This window comes from Acinetobacter sp. Brlt_5, assembly GCF_051949055.1.
GTDB classification, from domain to species: domain Bacteria; phylum Pseudomonadota; class Gammaproteobacteria; order Pseudomonadales; family Moraxellaceae; genus Acinetobacter; species Acinetobacter indicus.
This window is the reverse complement of record NZ_JAYJLP010000004.1, coordinates 1-22,947: the sequence shown is the minus strand read 5'-3', so window position 1 is coordinate 22,947 and position 22,947 is coordinate 1. Positions and strand designations below refer to the sequence as shown.

General features: G+C 44.6%; 23 protein-coding genes. 14 read left to right on the top strand and 9 right to left on the bottom strand.

The features are described from left to right. Positions 1–59 precede the first annotated feature (59 nt). Positions 60–1,586: a lysine--tRNA ligase gene (lysS, locus tag VF685_RS04150; protein ID WP_005179355.1), complete on the top strand. Its 1,527-nt coding sequence runs from the start codon at positions 60–62 to the stop codon at positions 1,584–1,586. 94 nt (positions 1,587–1,680) lie between these two features. On the opposite strand, the gene VF685_RS04145 is transcribed toward lysS, so the two are convergent. Continuing rightward, positions 1,681–2,223 (bottom strand): hypothetical protein, encoded by a 543-nt coding sequence (locus VF685_RS04145; protein ID WP_127800565.1) that lies wholly within the window; start codon positions 2,221–2,223, stop codon positions 1,681–1,683. Positions 2,224–2,547: 324 nt separating this feature from the next. Between VF685_RS04145 and cysD the strand changes: the two genes are divergently transcribed. After that, on the top strand, positions 2,548–3,462 hold the full coding sequence (gene cysD / locus VF685_RS04140) for a sulfate adenylyltransferase subunit CysD (protein ID WP_005179347.1): 915 nt from the start codon (positions 2,548–2,550) through the stop codon (positions 3,460–3,462). A 103-nt stretch (positions 3,463–3,565) separates the two neighbouring features. Further along, entirely contained in the window at positions 3,566–5,179 is a 1,614-nt protein-coding gene (gene cysN / locus VF685_RS04135) for a sulfate adenylyltransferase subunit CysN (RefSeq protein ID WP_127800567.1), read from the top strand. A 469-nt stretch (positions 5,180–5,648) separates the two neighbouring features. Here cysN and VF685_RS04130 read toward each other — a convergent pair whose 3' ends face one another. Then, positions 5,649–6,011, bottom strand: coding sequence for a thioredoxin family protein (locus VF685_RS04130; RefSeq protein ID WP_286384856.1), 363 nt, complete (start codon positions 6,009–6,011; stop codon positions 5,649–5,651). A gap of 130 nt (positions 6,012–6,141) precedes the next feature. Between VF685_RS04130 and VF685_RS04125 the strand changes: the two genes are divergently transcribed. From VF685_RS04125 to VF685_RS04110, 4 genes are all read left to right on the top strand, one after another. After that, positions 6,142–7,134: an NAD(P)H-quinone oxidoreductase gene (locus VF685_RS04125; protein WP_163145581.1), complete on the top strand. Its 993-nt coding sequence runs from the start codon at positions 6,142–6,144 to the stop codon at positions 7,132–7,134. Between the two features lie 223 nt (positions 7,135–7,357). Continuing rightward, positions 7,358–7,528, top strand: coding sequence for a hypothetical protein (locus VF685_RS04120; protein ID WP_005179332.1), 171 nt, complete (start codon positions 7,358–7,360; stop codon positions 7,526–7,528). A 168-nt stretch (positions 7,529–7,696) separates the two neighbouring features. Beyond that, on the top strand, positions 7,697–8,593 hold the full coding sequence (locus VF685_RS04115; protein ID WP_127800573.1) for a helix-turn-helix transcriptional regulator: 897 nt from the start codon (positions 7,697–7,699) through the stop codon (positions 8,591–8,593). 140 nt (positions 8,594–8,733) lie between these two features. Then, the gene (locus VF685_RS04110; protein WP_016659280.1) at positions 8,734–9,240 is read left to right on the top strand and encodes a hypothetical protein; all 507 of its coding nucleotides are present in this window, start codon (positions 8,734–8,736) and stop codon (positions 9,238–9,240) included. Positions 9,241–9,312: 72 nt separating this feature from the next. On the opposite strand, the gene VF685_RS04105 is transcribed toward VF685_RS04110, so the two are convergent. Next, positions 9,313–10,629, bottom strand: a complete 1,317-nt coding sequence (locus VF685_RS04105) for a hemolysin family protein (protein WP_163170295.1) — start codon at positions 10,627–10,629, stop codon at positions 9,313–9,315. 124 nt (positions 10,630–10,753) lie between these two features. Continuing rightward, complete coding sequence (locus tag VF685_RS04100) at positions 10,754–11,743, bottom strand: LysR family transcriptional regulator (RefSeq protein WP_005179328.1); 990 nt, start codon at positions 11,741–11,743, stop codon at positions 10,754–10,756. A 637-nt stretch (positions 11,744–12,380) separates the two neighbouring features. Between VF685_RS04100 and VF685_RS04095 the strand changes: the two genes are divergently transcribed. Then, positions 12,381–13,982 carry an isocitrate lyase gene (locus tag VF685_RS04095; RefSeq protein ID WP_168383180.1) on the top strand — a complete coding sequence of 534 codons (1,602 nt, stop codon included), beginning with the start codon at positions 12,381–12,383 and terminating at the stop codon, positions 13,980–13,982. A 141-nt stretch (positions 13,983–14,123) separates the two neighbouring features. Here the strand turns inward: VF685_RS04095 and VF685_RS04090 are convergent, their stop codons facing one another. Together VF685_RS04090 and VF685_RS04085 are read right to left on the bottom strand one after the other, a co-directional pair. Further along, a complete protein-coding gene (locus VF685_RS04090) occupies positions 14,124–14,888 on the bottom strand; it encodes a copper resistance protein NlpE N-terminal domain-containing protein (protein ID WP_005179324.1) in 765 nt (254 codons plus the stop codon). Between the two features lie 178 nt (positions 14,889–15,066). Beyond that, positions 15,067–15,531, bottom strand: coding sequence for a copper resistance protein NlpE (locus tag VF685_RS04085; RefSeq protein WP_005179322.1), 465 nt, complete (start codon positions 15,529–15,531; stop codon positions 15,067–15,069). Between the two features lie 264 nt (positions 15,532–15,795). Here VF685_RS04085 and VF685_RS04080 point away from each other — a divergent pair, with 264 nt between their 5' ends. Continuing rightward, positions 15,796–16,389 carry a 1-acyl-sn-glycerol-3-phosphate acyltransferase gene (locus VF685_RS04080; RefSeq protein WP_127800579.1) on the top strand — a complete coding sequence of 198 codons (594 nt, stop codon included), beginning with the start codon at positions 15,796–15,798 and terminating at the stop codon, positions 16,387–16,389. A 164-nt stretch (positions 16,390–16,553) separates the two neighbouring features. Here the strand turns inward: VF685_RS04080 and VF685_RS04075 are convergent, their stop codons facing one another. Together VF685_RS04075 and VF685_RS04070 are read right to left on the bottom strand one after the other, a co-directional pair. Continuing rightward, a complete protein-coding gene (locus VF685_RS04075) occupies positions 16,554–16,886 on the bottom strand; it encodes a hypothetical protein (RefSeq protein ID WP_045796073.1) in 333 nt (110 codons plus the stop codon). A gap of 124 nt (positions 16,887–17,010) precedes the next feature. Then, positions 17,011–17,772 (bottom strand): 3-oxoacyl-ACP reductase, encoded by a 762-nt coding sequence (locus VF685_RS04070; RefSeq protein WP_016659275.1) that lies wholly within the window; start codon positions 17,770–17,772, stop codon positions 17,011–17,013. A gap of 143 nt (positions 17,773–17,915) precedes the next feature. Here VF685_RS04070 and VF685_RS04065 point away from each other — a divergent pair, with 143 nt between their 5' ends. From VF685_RS04065 to VF685_RS04045, 5 genes are all read left to right on the top strand, one after another. After that, positions 17,916–18,791 carry an urease accessory protein UreD gene (locus tag VF685_RS04065; protein WP_016659274.1) on the top strand — a complete coding sequence of 292 codons (876 nt, stop codon included), beginning with the start codon at positions 17,916–17,918 and terminating at the stop codon, positions 18,789–18,791. A gap of 155 nt (positions 18,792–18,946) precedes the next feature. Next, positions 18,947–19,249, top strand: a complete 303-nt coding sequence (ureA, locus tag VF685_RS04060; protein WP_005179314.1) for an urease subunit gamma — start codon at positions 18,947–18,949, stop codon at positions 19,247–19,249. Between the two features lie 9 nt (positions 19,250–19,258). Then, on the top strand, positions 19,259–19,567 hold the full coding sequence (locus VF685_RS04055; RefSeq protein ID WP_160241121.1) for an urease subunit beta: 309 nt from the start codon (positions 19,259–19,261) through the stop codon (positions 19,565–19,567). Between the two features lie 12 nt (positions 19,568–19,579). Continuing rightward, the gene (gene ureC / locus VF685_RS04050; RefSeq protein WP_127800930.1) at positions 19,580–21,280 is read left to right on the top strand and encodes an urease subunit alpha; all 1,701 of its coding nucleotides are present in this window, start codon (positions 19,580–19,582) and stop codon (positions 21,278–21,280) included. 74 nt (positions 21,281–21,354) lie between these two features. Next, positions 21,355–22,173 (top strand): hypothetical protein, encoded by an 819-nt coding sequence (locus VF685_RS04045; RefSeq protein ID WP_127800934.1) that lies wholly within the window; start codon positions 21,355–21,357, stop codon positions 22,171–22,173. Here the strand turns inward: VF685_RS04045 and VF685_RS04040 are convergent. After that, the coding region (locus VF685_RS04040) for an IS256 family transposase (RefSeq protein WP_440203560.1) at positions 22,163–22,947 on the bottom strand (785 nt) is incomplete at its 5' end. The genes VF685_RS04045 and VF685_RS04040 overlap by 11 nt on opposite strands.

Genomic DNA, 22,947 nt, shown 5'->3' with positions numbered 1-22,947 from the left:
AAGCCAAATAAATCTGCTATGCTATTGCACTTCATTTTTTAGTAATTTTCGAGGCAGAGATGACGCAACCAAACGCTCAGTCGACTTCTGAACCCACTATTTCCGAAAACGATTTAATTGCACAGCGTCATGCCAAGTTAAAGCAAATCCAAGAAAAGGCTCAGGAAAGCAACAGCAGCCCATGGCCGAACACCTTCAAGCGTGAACATTACGCGCAAGATTTACAAGAACAGTTTGCCGACAAATCTAAAGAAGAAATTGAAGGCGGCGATAAGGTGTATGTGTCGGTGGCTGGCCGTGTCATGCTCAACCGTGGTTCGTTTATCGTAATTCAGGACATGACCGGTCGTATCCAGCTGTATGTGGCCCGTAAAGAACTTAGCCCTGAAACCTTGGAAACCATTAAAGGTTTGGACCTGGGCGATATTATTGCCGTTAAAGGTTATATCGGCCGTTCAGGCAAAGGCGATTTATATGTGCATATCGAGCACTTTGAATTGCTGACCAAATCGCTGCGTCCGTTACCAGACAAGTTCCATGGCCTGACCGATACTGAAGTGAAGTATCGTAAGCGTTATCTGGACCTGATTGTAAACGAAGAAACCCGTAAGACTTTTGAAATTCGTGCCAAAGTGGTATCGGGCATCCGTGCGTTTTTAACTGAAAAACGTTTCATGGAAGTCGAAACCCCAATGATGCACGTGATTCCAGGTGGTGCATCGGCGCGTCCATTTGAAACCCATCACAATGCGCTGGATATGCCATTATTCCTGCGTATTGCGCCAGAACTTTATTTAAAACGTTTGGTGGTGGGCGGTTTTGAACGCGTGTTCGAAATTAACCGTAACTTCCGTAACGAAGGTGTATCGACCCGTCATAACCCGGAATTCACCATGATTGAATTCTATCAGGCTTATGCAGACTACAAAGATTTGATGGAACTGACCGAGCAGATGCTGGAGAAACTGGCCATCGACATCTTGGGTTCGACCGATGTGCCGTATGGCGATGAAGTGTATAGCTTCAAAGGTCCGTTCAAGAAAATCTCGATGTTTGATGCGATTCTTGAGCACAACCCGCAATTCACGCCTGAAAACGTCAATGACCGTGAATTTCTGGCCAACTTCGTACAAAACGAACTGAAAGAGCAGGTAAAACCGGGCTTTGGTTTAGGCAAGCTGCAAACCATCGTGTTTGAAGAAACGGTTGAAACTCAACTGCGTCAGCCAACCTTCATTACTGAATACCCAGCAGAAACCTCACCACTGGCTCGCCGTAATGATGAGAACCCGCACATCACTGACCGTTTTGAATTCTTCATTGGTGGTCGTGAGCTGGCAAACGGCTTCTCAGAGTTAAATGATCCAATTGATCAGGCAGAGCGTTTCCAGGCACAGGTGGCTGAGAAAGATGCTGGTGATGATGAAGCGATGCACTACGATGCAGACTTCGTGGAAGCACTGGAATATGGCTTGCCACCTACAGCAGGTGAAGGGATCGGGATTGACCGTCTGGTGATGTTATTCGCCAATGCACCAAGTATCCGTGATGTGATTTTGTTCCCGCATATGCGTCACAAGAACTAAAATCTGCTACATCAAATAACCCGCGAATCTCGCGGGTTATTTTTTTGTTTGAGTATCATCAAGCTATACGTAAAGCACAGATCAGAAGAATCGCTTAGATTAAACTGGTCTGAATACGCACTTTCATGTTCAGGCTTTGCTGCACAATAAAGGATTTCATCCACTGCACCTGTTCACCCATTGGATTGGTTTTGACTGCGGTGTCGAGGAAGGCCAGTTCCGGGCGCTGGAACAGTTGCTGTTCAATGGCCTGTTCCAGCTGGCTTGAGGTGGAGGCCAGTGGCATGCTGACCAGATAAAAGGCCTTTGGATAATTATAAAAGGCATACATCAGGTTAAAGGCTTTCTGGTCACCTTTTAAATTGCCGGCACCAATTTCATAACCGCGATCCTGATTACTGTGGGTCAGACCAATCAAAAACTCGATATTATGGTCCGAAAGTCGTAGACCAAATTGCAGCCCGATCTGATCGGCACTGAACTCGTGCTGGACAAAGGTATTTAGTGCAGAACCATCTTCATCAAACGCTTCTTGCAACACCAGCATGTGCTGCTGATGCTGATACAGAAAGCCGGCAAGCTGCGCATGTTCCAGCTGGGCTTTTAAGGTGGCTAAATCGTAATGACTATAAGGCATGGGAGCAATCAGAAAAAATTAAAATTTGTTTTATTTTAGGTGTTTCACTTGGAAAATGAAGCGATCTATTAGAGCTTTTAACAATAACTCAATAGATAGAAGTGAGCATAAAAACGGCGACTGGAAAATAGTGATTAGGCTAAAAATAAGCGATGCTGTGCAGGGTATGAGTAAACTTTGATAGCAATATCAGTAATCCTGTATATGACGTTTTTGCATATTAATATAATAAAACAAGCAATAGTACAGATAACTAAATCTCTATAATGAATATAAATTTTATAAAGTGTAATAAGTACACGTTGATTTAAGCTGGTGTTGTCCATGTCATTAAATGAGGAAAGACTTACTCATCTGAAACAGCTTGAAGCTGAGAGTATTCATATCATCCGTGAAGTTGCTGCCGAGTTTGAAAATCCGGTTATGCTGTACTCGATTGGTAAAGATTCTGCGGTGATGCTGCATCTTGCCTTGAAAGCCTTCTATCCTGCAAAACTTCCATTCCCTCTGTTACATGTCGATACAGGCTGGAAATTCAAAGATATGATTGAATTCCGCGACAACATGGCCAAAAAACATGGTTTTGATCTGATTGTGCATCAGAACCAGGAAGGCCGTGACGCCGGAATCAATCCATTTGATCATGGTAGCTCAAAATACACCGACATCATGAAAACCCAGGGGCTGAAACAGGCGCTGGATAAATACGGTTTTGATGCTGCATTTGGTGGTGCGCGCCGTGACGAAGAAAAATCACGTGCCAAAGAACGTGTCTATTCTTTCCGTGATTCCAAACACCGTTGGGACCCGAAAAACCAGCGTCCAGAACTGTGGAATCTTTACAACGGTAAGGTCAACAAAGGCGAAAGCATTCGTGTGTTCCCATTGTCGAACTGGACCGAGCTGGACATCTGGCAATACATTTATCTCGAGCAGATTCCAATTGTTCCATTGTACTTTGCTGCTGAACGTCCAGTGGTAGAACGTAGTGGTACACTCATTATGGTTGATGATGAGCGTATGCGTTTACATGAAGGCGAAGTACCACAAATGAAATCGGTACGTTTCCGTACGCTTGGCTGTTACCCGCTGACCGGTGCAGTTGAGTCAGGCGCAGATACCTTGCCTGAAATTATTCAGGAAATGTTGCTGGCCACCAGCTCGGAACGTCAGGGTCGTATGATTGACCATGATGAAGCCGGCTCGATGGAGAAGAAGAAGCAAGAGGGCTACTTCTAATTTCTCCCGACCTCTCTTTAGACAAGAGAGGAAATTCCCTCTGGGTAAAAGGGGGATACAGGGAGATTAAACCGGTTTCTAAAGAATTTGTGGAGTTTGAGCAATGTCTCATCAATCAGAACTCATTAGCCAAGATATTTTGGCCTATTTAAAACAGCACGAAAATAAAGACTTATTGCGTTTCCTGACCTGCGGTAACGTCGATGATGGTAAATCGACCTTAATTGGTCGTCTGCTTTATGATTCAAAACTGATTTATGAAGATCAGTTGCAAGCGGTAACCCGTGACTCGAAAAAAGTCGGGACGACAGGGGATGCACCTGACCTAGCTTTACTGGTCGATGGCTTGCAGGCAGAACGTGAGCAGGGTATTACCATTGATGTGGCGTATCGCTATTTCTCGACTGAAAAGCGTAAGTTCATCATTGCCGATACCCCGGGACATGAGCAATATACCCGTAACATGGCCACTGGTGCATCAACTGCGGATCTGGCGATTATTTTAATTGATGCACGTTATGGCGTGCAGACCCAAACCCGTCGTCATACCTTTATTGCCAGCCTGCTGGGTATTAAGAACATTATTGTTGCCATCAACAAAATGGACCTGGTGGAATTCTCTGAAGCGCGCTTTAATGAAATTCAGGCGCAATATAACGAGTTCGTGAACCAGCTTGGTGACCGTAAACCGGCCAATATCATTTTCACGCCAATTTCTGCCCTGAATGGCGATAACGTGGTGAACAAGTCGGCCAATACTCCGTGGTACAGCGGCGAAACTTTGATGGAAACGCTGGAAAACGTGGAAATTAGCCGGACTTCAGGTAAAAACGAATTCCGCTTCCCGGTGCAATATGTCAACCGTCCAAACCTCGACTTCCGTGGTTTTGCCGGCACCATTGCTTCGGGCGACATCCGTGTGGGTGATGAAATTGTCGCTTTACCATCAGGCAAACGTTCTACCGTCAAAGACATTGTAACTTTTGATGGCAATTTGGAACGTGCTTTTGTCGGTCAGGCGGTTACCCTTACCCTGAATGACGAAATTGATATTTCACGCGGTAACCTGCTGGTCAAAGCGGGCGATCAACCGGAAATTTCACGTTCTGCACGCGCAACTGTGGTGTGGATGAATGATCAGCCACTGGTCAAAGGCAAGCTGTACAACATTAAGCTCGGTACGCAAACTGTTCCAGCCAAAATTGCTGAAATTAACTATCGTGTAAACGTGAATACGCTGGAAAAAACTCAGGTAGAGCAGCTGGAACTGAACGCGATTGCTGATGTTCAGATCGAGTTTGATGCGCCAGTGGTATTTGACCGTTATCAGGACAGCCGTTATACCGGCTCGTTTATTTTCATTGACCGTTTAAGCAACGTGACCGTTGGTGCGGGCATGGTGGAAGCAGCGGTAGAATGGACTGCGCATGATGAACCTGTGACTGCGGAAGACCGTGCTGCCCGTTTAGGTCAAAAACCTGCTGCGGTGACTGTAACAGCACAAGCACTGGAAAATGCACAAGCGCTGGAAAGTCTGTTGATTCAGCAAGGTGTAGTTGCAATTGCAAAAGCGGGTCTGAATGCTGCTCAAGTGGCATTACTTCGTGAAACTGGTGTTGTGGTGGTCACCGATGTTGCTGAAGGCACTGACGTAAGCTATGGCACCGAAGCCGTTGAAGAACTGGCTGAGAAAATTGTGGAGCTGGTTCGTCTATAAGACTGGGCTGGTTAAAGAAAACCTACCGCAAGGTGGGTTTTTTTATGGCTTTTAGATTCTTGGTGGGACTGCTGTGTCTATTTCAAACTTAATGATCTACGCGAATATTCTTACTCTATACAATCTGGTGTAGAGCGGGAAGATACACAAGATTTTATTTATATTGCGCTTATGTTTGGCTGTGCCAGTAGAGTTCAGGCAGAGCAATCAAAGTGTGGTTACGATTAAATGACGAATAATTGAAAAATCCATCGAGAGTGATCAGGAGAATTTTCAATCTGCTTATCATAGTGCAAAAAATAGCAGTCGCTGCGCTAAGCATAGTGCTGATCATCGGGCGGATGACTATTCACCACTTTACTATCCGGAGGAGAGGGGTGAGCGTATGCTCAAGGGCGATCAGACGTGGTTTTAACCCACTAAATTTTAAGGTGGGCAATCTAAACTTCAGTGAAATAGAAAATAGCATTTATTCTCTTAAATCTACAGGCTGAGAAGAATCATCCAAAAGCTGCGCTAGAATAGATTTCATCTCTGTCAGACTTTTGACCCCTGCAATTCTGTGGATGATCTGTCCCTGCTTGAAAATCAGGGTCGAAGGTAATCCATAGACATGATAACGCAGGGTGAGAATGGGAGATTGATCGACATTAATCTTGCCAAATTTAATCTCTGGCTGATGGTAGGCATAATAGCCGGCCAGTTCAGCGAACACCGGAAAATTCTGTACGCAGGGTGCACACCAGTCTGCATAAAAGCGGATCACGGCAAAGCCATCAAACCATTCAAATTCACTGTAATTATTTTCGTTATAGTCGATGACCTGGGCCATGGCTCACCTGAGTTATCAATCTGCGAAATATACATCTCATTATACATAAGTCCGGCTTGGCTTCATTCCGTCATTTTTCTATGTTCAAATAGAGCACAGAAAACTTGCACTGAACAATTAAGGAAAATCCATGTCACAAGCGACGATGCAGCAGGTCATTATTACAGAACCAGGCGGCCCGGAAAAACTGGCCTATGAAAGTGTGGCTATTCCGACACCGGCAGCCAATGATGTGCTGGTTAAGGTTCATGCCTTTGGTTTAAACCGCCCGGATATCTTGCAGCGCCAAGGCCTTTATCCAATGCCGAAAGGGGTGACGCCTGTGCCGGGGCTGGAAGTGGCAGGTGAAGTGGTAGCGGTAGGCGAAGAGGTCAGCAAATTTAAAGTCGGCGATAAAGTTTGTGGCCTGACCAATGGCGGTGGCTATGCAGAATACTGCGTGGTTCCGGAAAGCCAGACCCTGACCATTCCTGAAGGCTTGAGTTTTGTACAAGCTGCGGCTATTCCGGAAACCTTCTTTACCGTATGGGCCAACGTGTTCCAGATGGGGCAAGCCAAGGCTGGCGAAACAGTACTGGTCCATGGGGGTAGCAGCGGTATTGGTACCACAGCGCTGATGTTATGTAATGCGCTGGGCATGAAAACCTTTGCCACTGTCGGTTCAGATGAAAAAGTTGCGGCTATTTCCCATCTGACCACCGCCATTAACTACAAGACACAAGATTTTGAGCAGGTGATTAATGAGCAGACTGACAATGGCGGCGTCGATGTTATTTTAGATATCGTTGGTGCACCTTATCTGGAACGTAACCTGAACCTGTTACGCCGTGATGGTCGTCTGGTTTATATCGCGTTCTTGGGCGGTGCCAAAGCCAAAGATGTGAAACTTGGCCCGATTATGATGAAGCGCCTGACCATTACCGGTTCGACCATGCGTGCGCGTAATACTGCAGAAAAAGCTGAAATTGCCCAAGGCTTGCAAGACACAGTGTGGCCATTATTGAGCAAAGGTGAATGTCTGCCGATGATTTTTAAAACCTTTAAATTTGATCAGATCCAGGAAGCGCATGCGGCCATGGATACCGGTGATCATATTGGCAAGGTTGTGGTAGAAATTATTTAATTCGGCATCTAAAAAAGACCGGCATAGCCGGTCTTTTTTATGCTCATCTCAAGTTAGTAAATTGATGTTTATTACTTAAACTGTACAAGTTTTACTAAAAATTAAAATATATGTGATGTATTTGACACAACCTGTCGAAACTGTGTTGTACATTAGCCCACATCCAAAACAGACATCATAAAAATAAACTGGATATTTCAATGAAGAGACAGAGGGCAGAATCATGAGAATTTCATCTACAGCATATACCACCACCCAGAATATACGTGCTTTAAGGCGCATTCATCGGGCCATTATCCGTCAAAAAATAGGTCTGGCAGATATCCACCGAGTGTATAGTGCCATGCTGCATTTAGAGCGTTATGTTGATCGCCTAGATCAGAATAAGCCTTAAGTCTAAGCTGAATGCAGCCTTGTGATACGTATTTTGATTTACTTTTAACGTAAATGTATTTAAAGTTTTGGTCTAATTATTTATATGATTTTTATTTAATAAATTTTAATTTACGGTTGTTTAATTGATAGAAAAAACAGTGCCTTAAAACAGCACCATGAGGGTATCATGAAGTGTGTTACTTCAACACATGAACGACTGGCTGAACGGCTGGTCAGTATTTTAACCAAACTCAATGTAGGGCATCAGCTGAGTATTCCGGAACTGGCCCAGGAATTTAAAGTCAGCACCCGCACCATTGAACGTGACTTTGATCGGCTGAATGCCTATCTACCTTTATTGCAGGACAAACGCAGCAAAAAATACTATCTTGATGCTTCCTATTTGGGACGGTTTAAACTTCAGGATATCCAGAACTTTGCCCAGTTGTCGGGCATTAGCGATCTTTATCCCTCGCTGGATATTTCGTTCCTGCGTGAGCTGATGGATCATCGTGCCAATCTGGTGTTTTCCGCCAAGGGCTATGATTATGAAGACAGCAGCCAATATGCCGAACATTTTAAAACCCTGACCCAGGCCATTCAGCAGCGTCAGTACATTGGCTTTATCTATAAAAACAAGTCCCGTCGGGTGCAGCCTTATCGCCTGATTCATCATCATGGTAACTGGTATCTGGCTGCGGTGCATTCGGATACCTTAAAAGTGTATCGCCTGAGCCTGATTGAGCAGATTGAACTCAGCTATGAACTGGACCCGTTTGAGCATGATCCGGCTATTCTGCAACAGCTGGAAGATGAAGAAGGTATCTGGTTTGGTCATGAACAGCAGGAAGTACATTTATCGGTTGCGGCAGATGCCGCGCTGTATTTTAAACAGCGCCGGCTGTTTCCAAAGCAGCAGATCCTGGAAGAAAAGCCGTGTGGCAGCCTGCTGATTTCCTGCCAGATTCGCCATCATATTCAGCTTTATCCGCTGGTGCGCTACTGGATTCCCTATGTCAAAATTGTAGCGCCGCTGCATTTACAAACCGAGCTGGAGCAGAGCCTTAGCCATTATCTGCATTAATTCGTATTGTGGGTATGCATTTGAGTTTTGATGACCATTAAGACTGGCCTCTTATTCCTGCCATAATTGCTACGGAATCTGTCGAGCTTTAAGTGAAATTATGCGAAAATAGCGTTTTACTTTTTGCCCAAGGCTATTTCATGATTGACCAGTCTCCTGAATCTTTAAGCGATATTGAAATTATAGACATCCTTCAGAGTATGAAGAATGATGTGCTCAATAGCGAAGCCAAAGAGATTATCCGCAAAGGCGGAAAAGTGGGACGTCAGGAAGCGCATAAACAGGCCTTGGTGGCATTACATCAATCTTTTGAAGAAAAATTTGTTGAAGCGGTGACGCTGGCATTGAGCCTGAATGAAGCCCAGGCCAAAAAAATCCGCTATAAAAAAGACCGGATTCGTATTTTAAAAGCCCGTCAGATTGATTATCTGGCCATTGATGGCGCAGAAACCGCCCAGGTGCTGGCACAAATTGCACAAGCCATTGTCCGTGAAGATGCGATTGTGACCCATGACCTGCACAATATTTTCCCGTTCTGGAAAGAAGGTTGGCCAATGGTGCAGTTCGACAGCGCCTATAAAATTCTGGAAGATGATATTGCCATTCACTATCAGGCGGTGCTGGATGAATTGCTGCGTCAGTTTTAATTGAACTGCTGCATAAAAAAACCTTCTAGAGTCTAGAAGGTTTTTTATGGCTGTTAATTGGAGGAAGATGGATTATTCCTGTTCCGGCGGCTGGTTATTTTCCAGTAAACGTGTCACCAACAGCTGGTCAATTTTAAAATGATCGACATCGACCACTTCAAATTTATAACCGCCATATAACACGGTATCGGCTGGACGCGGAATCTTGCGCAGTTGATACATCATAAAACCGGCCAGAGTTTCATAGTTTTCTTCATCGGGCATCTCTTCAATTTCAAGCGCATGTTTCATGTCTTCAATTGGAGTACTGCCATCAATCAGCCATGAATTATTATCACGTTTAATAATCTGCTGTTCTTCTTCAATAGGGGTTACCCAGTCGCCCATTACGGTAATCATAATATCGGACAGGGTAATGACGCCGACCACCAGTGCGTACTCATTAATTACCACTGCAAATTTTTCTTTGGTCGAACGGAAGCGGTCCAGTACTTCAGATAGGGTCAGAGTATCGGGAATGGTGAGTACATTACGAATGGTTGATTCATTCAGCTGGTTAATTTTCTGGTTATTTAGAATCCGTACCAGAATATCTTTGGCATCAACATAGCCAATCACTTGATCAATATTCTCATTACAGACCAGAAATTTGGAATAGGGGAACTCGGCCAGTTTCTGGCGAATGCTGTCTTCGGCTTCATTCAGGGTAAAGTACACCACATTTTCACGCGTGGTCATGCTGGACGGGACATTACGTTCTTCCAGTTCAAACACGTTTTCAATAAAGTGATGTTCCTGTTTTTGCAACACACCCGCTTGGGCGCCGGCATCCATCACTGCGGAAATATCATCAAAGGTAATATTGTCATCGCGGATGGTATTGACCTTAAACAGCCGGAACAGCATATTGGCGATGGCATTAATAAACCAGGCCAGCGGTTTGCAGACGGTAATAAATACCTGTACTGGATTGATCACGGAAATAGAAATTTTCTCTGGTGCAATCATGGCCAGGCGTTTCGGCATCAGGTCGGCGAACAGAATAAATAAAGAGGTGACTAAGGTAAAAGACAGCGTGAAGCTGAGGGTTTCGGCCCACGGTCCGGTATAGAAGCGGGTGACAAAATCGTAGAAATACGGGCGAAAAGCACCTTCACCTAAAATACCGCCTAAAATGGCAATCGCATTCAAGCCAATTTGCGAGGCGGCAAAAAAGTCTGCCGAGTTTTCCTGTAAATCCAGTACTTTTTGCGCACGTTCATCTCCGGCTTCAGCCAGAATTTTTAATTTGACCTTACGCGCACCGGCCAGAGCGATCTCGGTCAGTGATAAAAAACCTGCTCCTGCAATCAGTATGAAAATAATAACAATGTTCTGGAAGAGGCTCACGAATCCACCTGCGGATTTTTATTCTGAATATTTTTAACGTCAAAAACATCGAGTAGTGCACCGGGCACTACTCATGTTCATCTTAGTATAAGCTTTAAAAAGAGAGATTTATGAGCGTTTTTTGTCAAAATTGAGAAAATTGTGAGTTATTCATTAAAAACTCACGGTTTTCTTCTTCAATCATTTGACGGGCCACATACAGAATCAGCTGACGTAACCAGCGATGCGCCGGATGATGATGCAGTAACGGACACCAGGCCATCTTCAATTCAAATTCCGGAATATAAAACGGCGGGTCTTTAATCAGCAGATTCTGGCTTTTGGCCTGTAAACGAGCAATTCGGGTCGGTAAGGTGGCCACCAGATCCACATTGGATGCCAATAAGGCCGGCATCTGATAATGACGGGTAAAGACTGAAATCTTGCGTTTTTGACCAATCCGCTCCAGTGCCTGATCAATCCAGCCTAATCCGGCCTGTTTTTCAGGATTAACGCCAAAGCCAACGCCCATACCGGTTTTAGAGACCCAGATATGCTGTGCATCTAAATAGCTTTTTAGGTTCAGGTTGCCGGCCGCCGGGTGTTTCTGATTGAGTAGACAGGAAAAACTGTCACGCCAGACCAGTACCTGGTGGAAACTTTGCGGAATTTCATTAAAGCGGTTGATGGCTAGGTCTACCTTGCCTTGTTCCATGTCACGATAGGAGACATCACTTGGAGTCAGAAAGTCGAGCACCACATTTGGCGCTTCAGAACGCAAGGCTTTGACCAGACGCGGCACCAGAGTGGCTTCGGCATAGTCTGAAGTCATAATCCGGAATACGCGATTAGAGGTATACGGGCGGAACTCGGTACGGGGTTCCAGAATCATGGATAAATCGGACAGGGCATCACGAATACGCGGTTGTAATTCAAGTGCGCGTTCGGTCGGGGTCATCCCTTCAGATGAACGGATGAGCAGGGGATCATTAAATAAGTTACGTAGACGACGTAAAATGTTACTCATGGCGGGTTGGGTAACGCCCAATTGTTCAGCTGCTCGAGTGACATTTTTTTCGCGAAGTAATACGTCCAGGTAAATTAGTAGGTTGAGATCGACCCGCTCCAGATTCATAAAAAAAATACCGAAAATAAACCCAAGAAATTATTTGGATTATGCCATAAGCCTGAAGGCTTGGGTAGAACAATTACCGAAAAAGCCTGTTCCCTGATCGGATCAATTCCTGCATATTTACCGGGTTTTTCGGCCCAATTCGCGCGGGGGTTAAGCGGCTTAAATCAGCGCGTGTCGGGTTGATTCAAACCTCATCGCATCCACCTGCAGAAATGCTTGAGTTGAGCGACTCAACACAAGCATGGTCTTCTTCTATTCACTGTCAGGTTGGCTCTACCAGGCTAAAAATAAGCCGGATATTGCCTTGATTTTGTACGGAAAAAGCCGTACCCGACTTAAGTATAATGAATATAAAAAAAGCAAAAGGTGTGTTTTTTAATCGGTTATTTGAATTGTAAAATAAAATTTATTTAATAAAAATCAAATATTTGTTTTGTAATATAAATTTTCGGATACGACTTTGATCTACATATTTTTTAAATAAATAGTGAAGATTCTTTGAGGATATTGGATTAATTTTCTAACTCACTCTAATCTGTACTCAACACGACGAAGTGCTCTAAATCTGAACACATCCAGAGGTATGATTTTAGTCATTTCGTTGGAGAAAATCCTAAAATTAATACAGGAAAATATCATGACTACATACCAAACAGCGATTGATGCAATCCGCGAATTGAAAGCGAAATTCGGTAACACTTGGGCAGACATCAGTCCTGAAGATGCTGCGCGTATGCAGATGCAAAACCGTTTCAAAACTGGTTTAGACATTGCTAAATATACAGCTGCGATTATGCGTCGTGATATGGCTGAATACGATGCAGACAGCAGCAAGTATACTCAATCATTAGGTTGCTGGCACGGTTTCGTTGCGCAACAAAAAATGATTGCGAACAAAAAATACTTCGGTACAACCTCTAAGCGTTATATCTACCTGTCTGGTTGGATGGTTGCTGCACTTCGTTCAGAATTCGGTCCACTTCCTGACCAATCTATGCACGAAAAAACTTCTGTTCCTGCATTGATCGAAGAAATCTACACTTTCTTACGTCAAGCTGACGCAAAAGAATTAAACGATTTGTTCCGTGCACTGAAAAAAGCACAAGACGCAGGTGATACTGCTAAAGCAGCTGAAATCACTGCTCAAATCGACAACTTTGAAACTCACGTTGTGCCAATTATTGCCGACATCGACGCTGGTTTCGGTAACGAAGAAGCAACTTACTTACTTGCGAAGAAAATGATCGAAGCGGGTGCATGTGCACTTCAAATCGAAAACCAAGTTTCTGACGCGAAACAATGTGGTCACCAAGCTGGTAAAGTAACTGTTCCACACGAAGACTTCATCGCTAAAATCCACGCGTTACGTTATGCGTTCTTAGAAATGGGTCTTGACGACGGTATCATCGTTGCACGTACTGACTCTGAAGGCGCTGACTTAACTCAAAAAATCCCAGTAGTTAAAGAGCCAGGCGACATCGCTTCTCAATACATCAGCTACTTAGACACTCAAGAAATTGACATCTCTGAAGCGAAAGAAGACGAAATCCTAATCAAGCGTGATGGTAAATTACACCGTCCTAAGCGTTTAGCTTCTGGCTTGTACCAGTTCCGTGAAGGCACTCAAATTGACCGTGTTGTACTTGACTGTGTAACTAGCTTACAAAACGGTGCTGACCTTCTTTGGATCGAAACTGCGACTCCAAACGTAGAAGAAATCGCTCACATGGTTAACCGTGTACGTGAAGTTGTGCCAAATGCGAAACTTGTTTACAACAACTCTCCATCATTCAACTGGACACTGAACTTCCGTCAACAAGCGTACGACCGTTGGGTTGCTGAAGGTAAAGACGTATCTGCATACGACCGCGCTAAATTAATGAGCGCTGAGTACGACGATTCTGAATTGGCTGCTGAAGCTGACGAAAAAGTACGTACATTCCAAGCAGACGCTTCTCGTGAAGCAGGCGTGTTCCACCACTTGATCACTCTGCCTACTTACCACACAGCTGCTCTTTCTACTCACGAGCTTGCTCAAGGTTACTTCGGTTCTGAAGGTATGTTGGCTTATGTTGCTGGCGTACAACGTAAAGAAATCCGCGGTGGTATCGCTTGTGTTAAACACCAAGCAATGGCTGGTTCTGACATCGGTGACGATCACAAAGAAATTTTCTCTGGTGACAACGCGCTTAAAGCAGCGGACGAAGCTAAAAACACAATGAACCAATTCAACGCGTAATCGCTTGATGGTTTAAAAGAAAACCCTGCTGATGCAGGGTTTTTTTATGCCTGGATGAAAAGAATAAATAAGAAAAAAGAAGATCAGTACAGCAAGATAAAAAGAAACGGCAGAATGGAAAATGAAAGAAAAAAAGAAAAGCTATTTCACCTTAATATAGTCCGCCACCGCATTGTCCGGATAATTAAAGCTGATTTTATTGTAGCGGGTTTGCTGGGCCGGAATAGGTTCTAAAAAGCTTTCATCAACCAGCGCGTTATATTCCTGATAGTTTTGATCGACCAAAATAATATCGCTGACTTTCAGTTTTAGCGGCTGATCTGACTGGTTATGAATACGCATATAGTAGTCATGCGCTTTGACGGTATCGGTAATATCGCGAAAGCTTAAGCTATCAATATGTTCGGCCTGAATGTCGGCATGTTTCAGCGCATTGCTGACTTCAATGGTCGCAACACGTTCCAGTTTTAGTGCTGGCTGTTTGGATGAGGCATCTACAAGTTCCAGCCCGTTTGCTGTGGGCTGCAATTGTTGAATCTGCTGATCGGTACTGATTAATTGGGCAGTCTGTTCATTGGTATAGCTGACCTGACCTTGTGTATTCTGGCTACGCTGACGGCGAGCATAGATACGGGTATCTTGCAGGCTGTAGCTCTGATCCGGATGAATCTTTAACTCAAGAATACGCTGCTGGCAATCATCACAGTCAAGGATGGTTTTGTAGTGACCGGCCAGCGGCTCCGGCTGTGGTGCTGCTGTTTCAGCAGCAGGCATCAAGCTGTCTTGCGGTTGGGTTTCAGTTTGGGCCTGGGCATTGCTCATGGTACTGCTTTTTTCAGCTTGCCCACCGCAACCACTTAAACACAAAGACAAGGTGCTAATTGCAAGAAGAGGACGAGATAACATGGCAACAGATCAATCTTTGGATAAGGTATTAAACATAAACTTTTCGGGCATATTCGCCTAGAGCAGAGGGCTAAATTGAGCCGCTGTTTTGTAGCAAATTTTATCGCGGGCAAAAAACCGTTTTGAAACAAGAAAAGCCACCAAAGTGGTGACTTTTAGCGATGCTAGATCTTGTGCTTTATTGCAGGTCTTTTTGCAGACGATAATTCTGGCTGGCATCAATATTGTCGCCATTGTTGACATCGCGCGCTTCAATAAAGTTTTCACCGACAAAGAATTTACGGTTATTGGCAGCCTGATCCAGAATAATAACGGCAGGATCATTCGGGTCAAATTCAAATGTACCGGTAATTTTGGACTCCTGACCATTGGCGCGGCCCAGGAATTCTTCACTCAGCTCATAAGTTTTATCCATTTTTAGCTCAAGCTCGGTTTCAATGCCTTGACAGTCGCTACACGGCAAGACCCCTTTATATTCTCCCGGCCAGTCCAGTGCGGTGGCGGCTGTATCATTGGCGCTCATGTCAGTGGCTGCGGCAGGCGAGGTGGTTTCTGCATCGCGGGCGGTTTCAGGGGTTTTATTGTTATCACAGGCGGCCAGTAACAGCGCCGTGAGGGCAAGGCTCAGAATTTTTATTTTCACCGATCAATCTCCTGACAGGACAGATAGGGTCAGCATAGCCTGATTGTAAAAATTGCCCTGTTGGGTTTCTGTGAGTATTTATTTTCAGTTTCCGGCATCCGGTTTATTTAAGAAAAACCCGAAAGATTGGCAGGAATGGCGATTGACGGTTTGGCTAATTGTATACATTTATATATTAATTGATTAAATATTCGGCAATCTGCTCTTTTTTAAATCTGTTGAGTTGTTAAACTTCGCGCAATTTTTATTGTGTGGATTGTGCTTGTGTTTGAGAAGTTGGCAGAACAGAGCTTGGGGTTGATGGGCTGGGAAATTGACAATCACTGGCCGCTGGATTTGGACCAGTGTGTGATGATTGCCGCGCCGCATACCAGTAACTGGGATGCACTATATGCACGTTTGGCGCTTAAAGCCTTGGGCGTGAATGTTCGCCTGACCATTAAAGACAGTTATATGAAGTTTCCGTTTGGGCCTTTTGTCCGTGCAATGGGCGGAATTGGCATTGACCGTCGTCCGAAGGCAGCCGGTGAGCAGCGTCCGAGCATGGTGCAGCTGATGAGTGATTTGTTCAAGCAGCATCCTAAGCTGGTGATGCTGGTCACGCCAGAAGGTACACGCGCCAAACAGGAACAGTGGAAAACCGGTTTTTACCATGTGGCGGTAACGGCTGGCGTGCCAATTGCACTGGCCTATATGGACTACGCCCAGAAAAAATGTGGCGTGGGTAAAATTGTCTATCCATCGGGAGATATGGAAAAAGACATGGCCGAAATCATGGCGTTTTATGCCAGCATTGCCGCCAAATTCCCGGAACAGTTTAGTGTCGATACTCGTTACTATGCAGAACCGGCTGAATAGTCACTCATTGTTAAAAAAACAGAAGACAGGGCATCGACCCTGTCTTTTTATTTATATGCTTTCAATATCGAAATTAGCAGTACATCAAGATGCGAGAGGTTGAAGCTTCTCTCTGATTGATCCGCTGTTTTGTGTGATCAAACTTCTAAATATCTAATTTTGATTTAAGGCTGTTCTGCTTTGGGGAAAATCCCGCCCAACGATTGGCAGGCTGCGGTATAAAGCTGATATTGCTGCTGCACAATTTCATCCACCGCCAGGCTGGATTGCTGTTCACCTTCCCGATATTGCTCGACATAACGACTGGCTTTTTGCCGGGCGGCAACCAGTGCATGTTCGTGATAGCTGTTAATAGCACTATGGGTCATCAGCGTTGTTTCAATATTGTGGCATTCAAATTGCGCCAGCAATTGTTCAGCGCGTTTTAATTCTTGGGAGTTACCGAACATACAGGCGCTCAGCAGGGTACAGCAGGCCAAAGCAAACAGGGGTTTCATGTTAGCAAAATAGTGAAGAGAGGATGGACCATAGTCTAGCGAATTCAGCCCACCTCTAGCATGACAAACCGGTTTAACTGCTTAAAAATTAGTTTATTGTGATAAAAGTCACACAAAACTGCAATTAACCTTTGACCAGACCGCCATCAACAATCAGGTTTTGCCCGGTGACTGCACGCGAATACGGTGACAGGAACATCATAATAGCTGCGGCAAATTCTTCTGGGGTGGTAACGCGGCGTAGTGGCGTCGAGGCAGCAATTAAATCAAATACCGCATCTGGCGTGGCTTTGCTGGCATCGGTGGTTTGGAGCAGACCGCCAGACAACATATTCACGTTAATACCATATTGGCCCAGATCATGCGCTGCAGTACGGGTAAAGGCCAACAGTGCGGCTTTGGCGGTGGTGTAGTCATGATAAGGCACCACCGGATTCTGCACGAGGTTGGTACCAATATTCACAATACGGCCAAATCCCGCAGTTTTCATATCCTCAAGCGCTGCTTGGGTGGTATTGAGGGCAGCCACAACTGCACCATCAAACTGTTGCTGCATGATGGCCGGCGTCAGGTCTTCAACTTTGGGACGGGCATCACCATTAAACTCAAAGTTGATTAAGGCATTGTTGATGACACTATGAATGGCCTGACCAAAACGCGCCTTGGCTGCGGCAAAGAGAGCCTGCACCTGGGCTTTGTCAGTGACATCGGCCTGATAGGCAAAGACCTGCTCTGGATACTGTTGCACCAGCTGCTCGGCAGCAGCGGCACTGTTTAAATAATTTACCACTACACGCGCCCCTTCCGCCAATAAGGTCCGGGTAATGGCCAGGCCTAAACCGCGTGCGCCGCCAGTCACTAAAACAATTTGATCACGAATTTGCATATTGCTCACATCCTCATTCCCTATGCAGATGCACCATAGCAAGAAATGGCAGCCAGCCAAAGCGAAATCTGCGCCGATAGAAATTGGTGCAGTTATTGCTTAATGCCAGGGCATAGACTTAACAAAGATACAAATTGAGCAAAATGAATCAGCTGGTGGCAACAGAAGTGAAGCCTGCGGTGCAATATTGGTTTGCACAGCTCGAACTTGGCTTTAAAGGCGCAGAAAATCGCACCGTATTGGAACATCGTAAGCATCATGGTCCTGTTCGGGTGCAAAAAATGCTGTGGCCGGAAAAAACCGGGGTGTGCCACGCCATTATTGTGCATCCACCGGCAGGCATTGCCGGGGGTGATCATTTAACCTTTCAGATGTCGGCAGAGCAGGCCGCACATGCCTTGGTGACCACGCCGGGTGCAGGAAAATGGTACAAGACCAATCAAAAACAGGCTTTCCAACATATTGATATTACAGTTAAAGATGCCTCTATTTTTGAATGGCTACCACAAGAAACCATGCTCTTTAATGGTGCACATGCCAATTCTGAAACCAGAGTTATTTTGGAGGATGCCGCCAGTTTTATTGGTTGGGATATGTTGGTACTGGGCCGTCAGGCGCGCCATGAAACATTTATCGAGGGCAGTTATCAAAATCGATTTCAGCTGTACCGGAACAATAAATTACTGGTCACTGACCGTTTGAGTTTTAGTGGCAATGACCGCTGGCTCAGCTCCTGTTTGGGAATGAACGGTCATGCAGTCATGGCCAGCTTCTGGGCAGTGCCGCCAGAAAAATTCCGCTCAAAATTCTATTTAGATCAGCAGATTGATCAAATCCGTGAGCTGATTATGCGCATGGATATTAAGGTGACGTTAACCCTGCTGGATGATGTGGTGACAGCACGTTATCTGGGGGATGACGTACGCCAGTGTCATGATGCCTTTGCCGCAATACGTGCCAAGCTGCGCCGTGACTGGTTTGATTTAGATGAAGAATTTCCGAGGATTTGGCGGACATAAAATGAAGTTCTCCCTCCCAATGGGAGGGAGCTAGAGGGAGGGTAAATACATTGGGTTTATTACCTCTCCCTAACCCTCTCCTGAAAGGAGAGGGAACATCATTTTTTAGCACACATTTTGCATTACACCCTTTAGAACAAATTTAGGAACGAGATATGGAACTCAATCCCACTGAAAAAGACAAAATGCTAATTTTTACTGCGGGCTTGGTGGCCGAACGCCGTAAAGCACGTGGGCTAAAACTGAACTATCCCGAGGCGATTGCCTATATTTCTGCCGCGTTGTTAGAAGGCGCGCGTGATGGCATGAGCGTCAGTGAGCTGATGCATTACGGTACCACGTTATTAAAACGTGAAGATGTGATGGAAGGTATACCGGAAATGATTGCCGAAGTTCAGGTTGAAGCGACTTTTCCAGATGGCTCAAAACTCGTCACTGTGCATCAACCGATTGTCTAGGAGTCAAACATGATACCTGGAGAAGTGATTACCCCAGACTCAGACATTGAAATGAATGTGGGGCGTCAGACCTTAAAAATGACCGTCAGTAATATCGGAGATCGTCCGATTCAAGTCGGTTCACATTTTCATTTTTATGAGGCCAATGATGCCTTGCAGTTTGACCGTGAAGCGGCACGAGGTTTTCGTTTAAATATTGCCGCAGGCACAGCGGTACGTTTTGAGCCGGGTCAAAGCCGGGATATTGAACTGGTGGCTTTAGCCGGTAAACGCGAAGTCTATGGCTTTGCCGGTCGTGTCATGGGTCCATTGGATTAAGGAAAAATTAAAATGAAAATGTCACGCCGTGCCTATGCGGAAATGTTTGGTCCAACGGTAGGCGATCGGGTTCGTTTGGCCGATACCGAACTGTTTATTGAAGTGGAACAAGACCTCACCACTTATGGTGAAGAAGTTAAATTTGGTGGTGGTAAAGTCATTCGTGATGGAATGGGGCAGTCACAACTTTTGGCTGATGACGTTGCCGATACCGTCATTACCAATGCTTTAATTGTAGATTGGTGGGGCATTGTTAAAGCCGATGTAGGTTTAAAGAACGGACGTATTTGGAAGATAGGTAAAGCCGGTAATCCTGATATTCAACCTGATATTACTATTCCCCTGGGTGCGGCAACGGAAGTGATTGCGGGTGAAGGGCAGATTCTCACCGCGGGTGGTGTGGATACCCACATTCATTGGATTTGCCCGCAACAAGTGGAAACAGCACTAATGTCTGGTGTAACCACCATGATTGGTGGTGGTACAGGTCCTGCAGCAGGCACATCGGCAACGACGGTGACTCCGGGTCCTTGGCATATTTCCACCATGCTGCAAGCCATTGACGATTTACCCATGAATATTGGTTTATTGGGTAAAGGTAACCTCAGCCAACCTGACCCAATTGCCGAGCAAATTCGTGCAGGTGTAGTGGGTTTAAAACTGCATGAAGATTGGGGCTCGACACCTGCAGCGATTGATAACTGTTTGACTGTGGCAGATGAATTTGACGTGCAAGTCGCAATTCATACCGACACTTTAAATGAAAGTGGTTTCTTGGAAGAAACGTTGGCGGCATTTAAAAACCGTACCATTCACACTTATCATACCGAAGGTGCCGGTGGTGGACATGCGCCTGATATTTTAAAAGCCATTGGTCAGCCGAATGTATTGCCATCGTCGACCAATCCAACCCGTCCTTATACCATCAACACCATTGATGAACATCTGGATATGTTGATGGTCTGTCACCATTTAGATCCTGCAATTTCGGAAGATGTGGCGTTTGCGGAAAGTCGTATTCGCCGTGAAACCATTGCAGCGGAAGATATTTTGCAAGACTTAGGCGCAATTGCCATGATGTCATCGGATTCGCAAGCGATGGGGCGTGTTGGAGAAGTGGTGATACGCACATGGCAAACCGCACATAAAATGAAAGTGCAGCGTGGACCTTTAGAGGGTGACAATGCCACGCATGACAATCATCGTGTGAAGCGTTATATCGCCAAATATACGATTAACCCTGCGATTACCCATGGTTTAAGTCATGAAATTGGCTCGGTGGAAGTCGGTAAACTGGCCGATTTAGTGTTGTGGAAGCCCGCATTTTTTGGTGTAAAACCATCGATGATTATTAAAGGCGGGATGATTGCGGCAGCGCCAATGGGCGATATTAATGCGTCAATTCCAACACCGCAGCCAGTGCATTATCGTCCGATGTTTGGTGCCAATGCCCGTGGTGTGCATAACACCTGTATTACGTTTTTGTCGCAAGTGGCGATTGATGCGAGTGTGCATGAAAAGCTAGGGCTGAAAAAGTTGATTAGCCCATGTAAAGGCACACGGGATATTCAGAAGAAAGATATGAAGTTGAATACTTACTGTCCTGTGATGGAAGTTGACCCTGAAATTTATGAAGTTCGTGCAGATGGTCAGTTGCTGACCTGTGAGCCTGCGGAAGTGTTGCCAATGGCGCAAAGGTATTTCTTGTTTTGATTAAAAAAAGCTCCATAACAGGGGCTTTTTATTTATAATAAAATTATATATTTAAATAAAAATAAGAGGGTGGGATGGGATTTTCTTTTGTTTCTGAAAGTTTTCAGAATGCATTGGATCGACTTTTTGAAACTGCTCAAAAAAACTTAAATTCTAAAGATGATGAAACTAAGAACTGGGCAAATAAAGTTAGATCTTTAAAAGAGTTCTTTACTAATAGGACACTTGAATATCTTGACATAAATCTACATGAGACAAAGAAGTGGAACTTATTTGATGTAAGTCAATTAGCTGACTCAATTATTGCTAATGATTTATTGCATTTAAAATATGGTGCTCTGAGTTTTTATGTTTATTTAAAAGAATGGGAATTTAGACGTGGAATTAAAGAAAATGAACAACACAATCCTATTGTAAGAAGTTTTTATGACTTCATTTATACTGAAAAAAATCAAAGATATTTAGAGTTCAAAACACATTATGATTTCGTAGATGAATTACCGTTCGTTATCTGTGGGGAAATTTATAGTGATTCAAAGCTTAGTGAAATAAGAAATTTCTTAGAGGAAAAAGATTTTTCAGATTTCAATAGTTTTGTAGAAACCAATACAACAACTTTTGAAATGATCAAAAAATGGGAAGAAAGTTTTGATGAAAAAAAACAAGCTGTATTAGATTTAGAAAATAGGCTTAAAAAAAGCAAGGAAACATATGATTTCATTTTACTCAACAAAGGCTTTAAAGAGCTTTATGAGCAAAAAAAAGAAGAACTAAAAGAGCGTAGAGATAGTTTTTCGAAATTTGGTGCAACATTGGCCATTACTCCATTGACTCTGATCATATTTTCTGAGAGCGTTCAAAATTCTGTGTCAGCCGAATTGGCTAGAGTTTAATTATATCATCGAGCCTGCCTTCAAAGTAAATCGATAACTGTGTGATGGTTTGCCCCCAGTTTGTCACCGGCATTGTCCATTTTTCAGAAGCCTGTTGAATGCCAATATACAGCAATTTCAGCAGGCTATTTTCATTCGGGAAAGCCCCCTTGGTTTTGGTCAGTTTTCTGAATTGGCGATGTACTGCTTCAACCGCATTGGTGGTATAAATTGGCTTCCTAACCGCTTTCGGATATTTGAAATAGGCACTGAGTAAATGCCATTTTTCACGCCATGAACGAATGACTTTCTCGTATTTATCCCCCCATTTGGCTTCCAGCTCATCTAGCGCCATTTCAGCTGCCTGCTTGGTATCTGCTCGGTAAACAGGCTTCAGATCAGCCATAAAGGCTTTTTGATCCTTACTGGCCACATAACGCAAGCTATTGCGGATTTGGCGAATAATACATAACTGCACTTCTGTCTGCGGAAATATCGCAGCAATTGCTTCAGGGAAGCCTTTAAGCCCATCAACGCAGGCGATCAGAATGTCTTGTATGCCACGGTTCTGCAAATCTGTGAGTACGCTGAGCCAATAATTAGCACCTTCACTTTCTGATAGGTAAAGACCCAGCAGTTCTTTATGGCCTTCGGTATTTAATCCCAGTACGGTATAAACGGCTTTGTTGACATAACGGCCTTCATCCTTGATCTTGTAATGGATGGCATCGAGCCACACAAAGGGATATACGGCATCAAGCGGCCTCTGTTGCCAGGCACGTAATTCGGGGATTA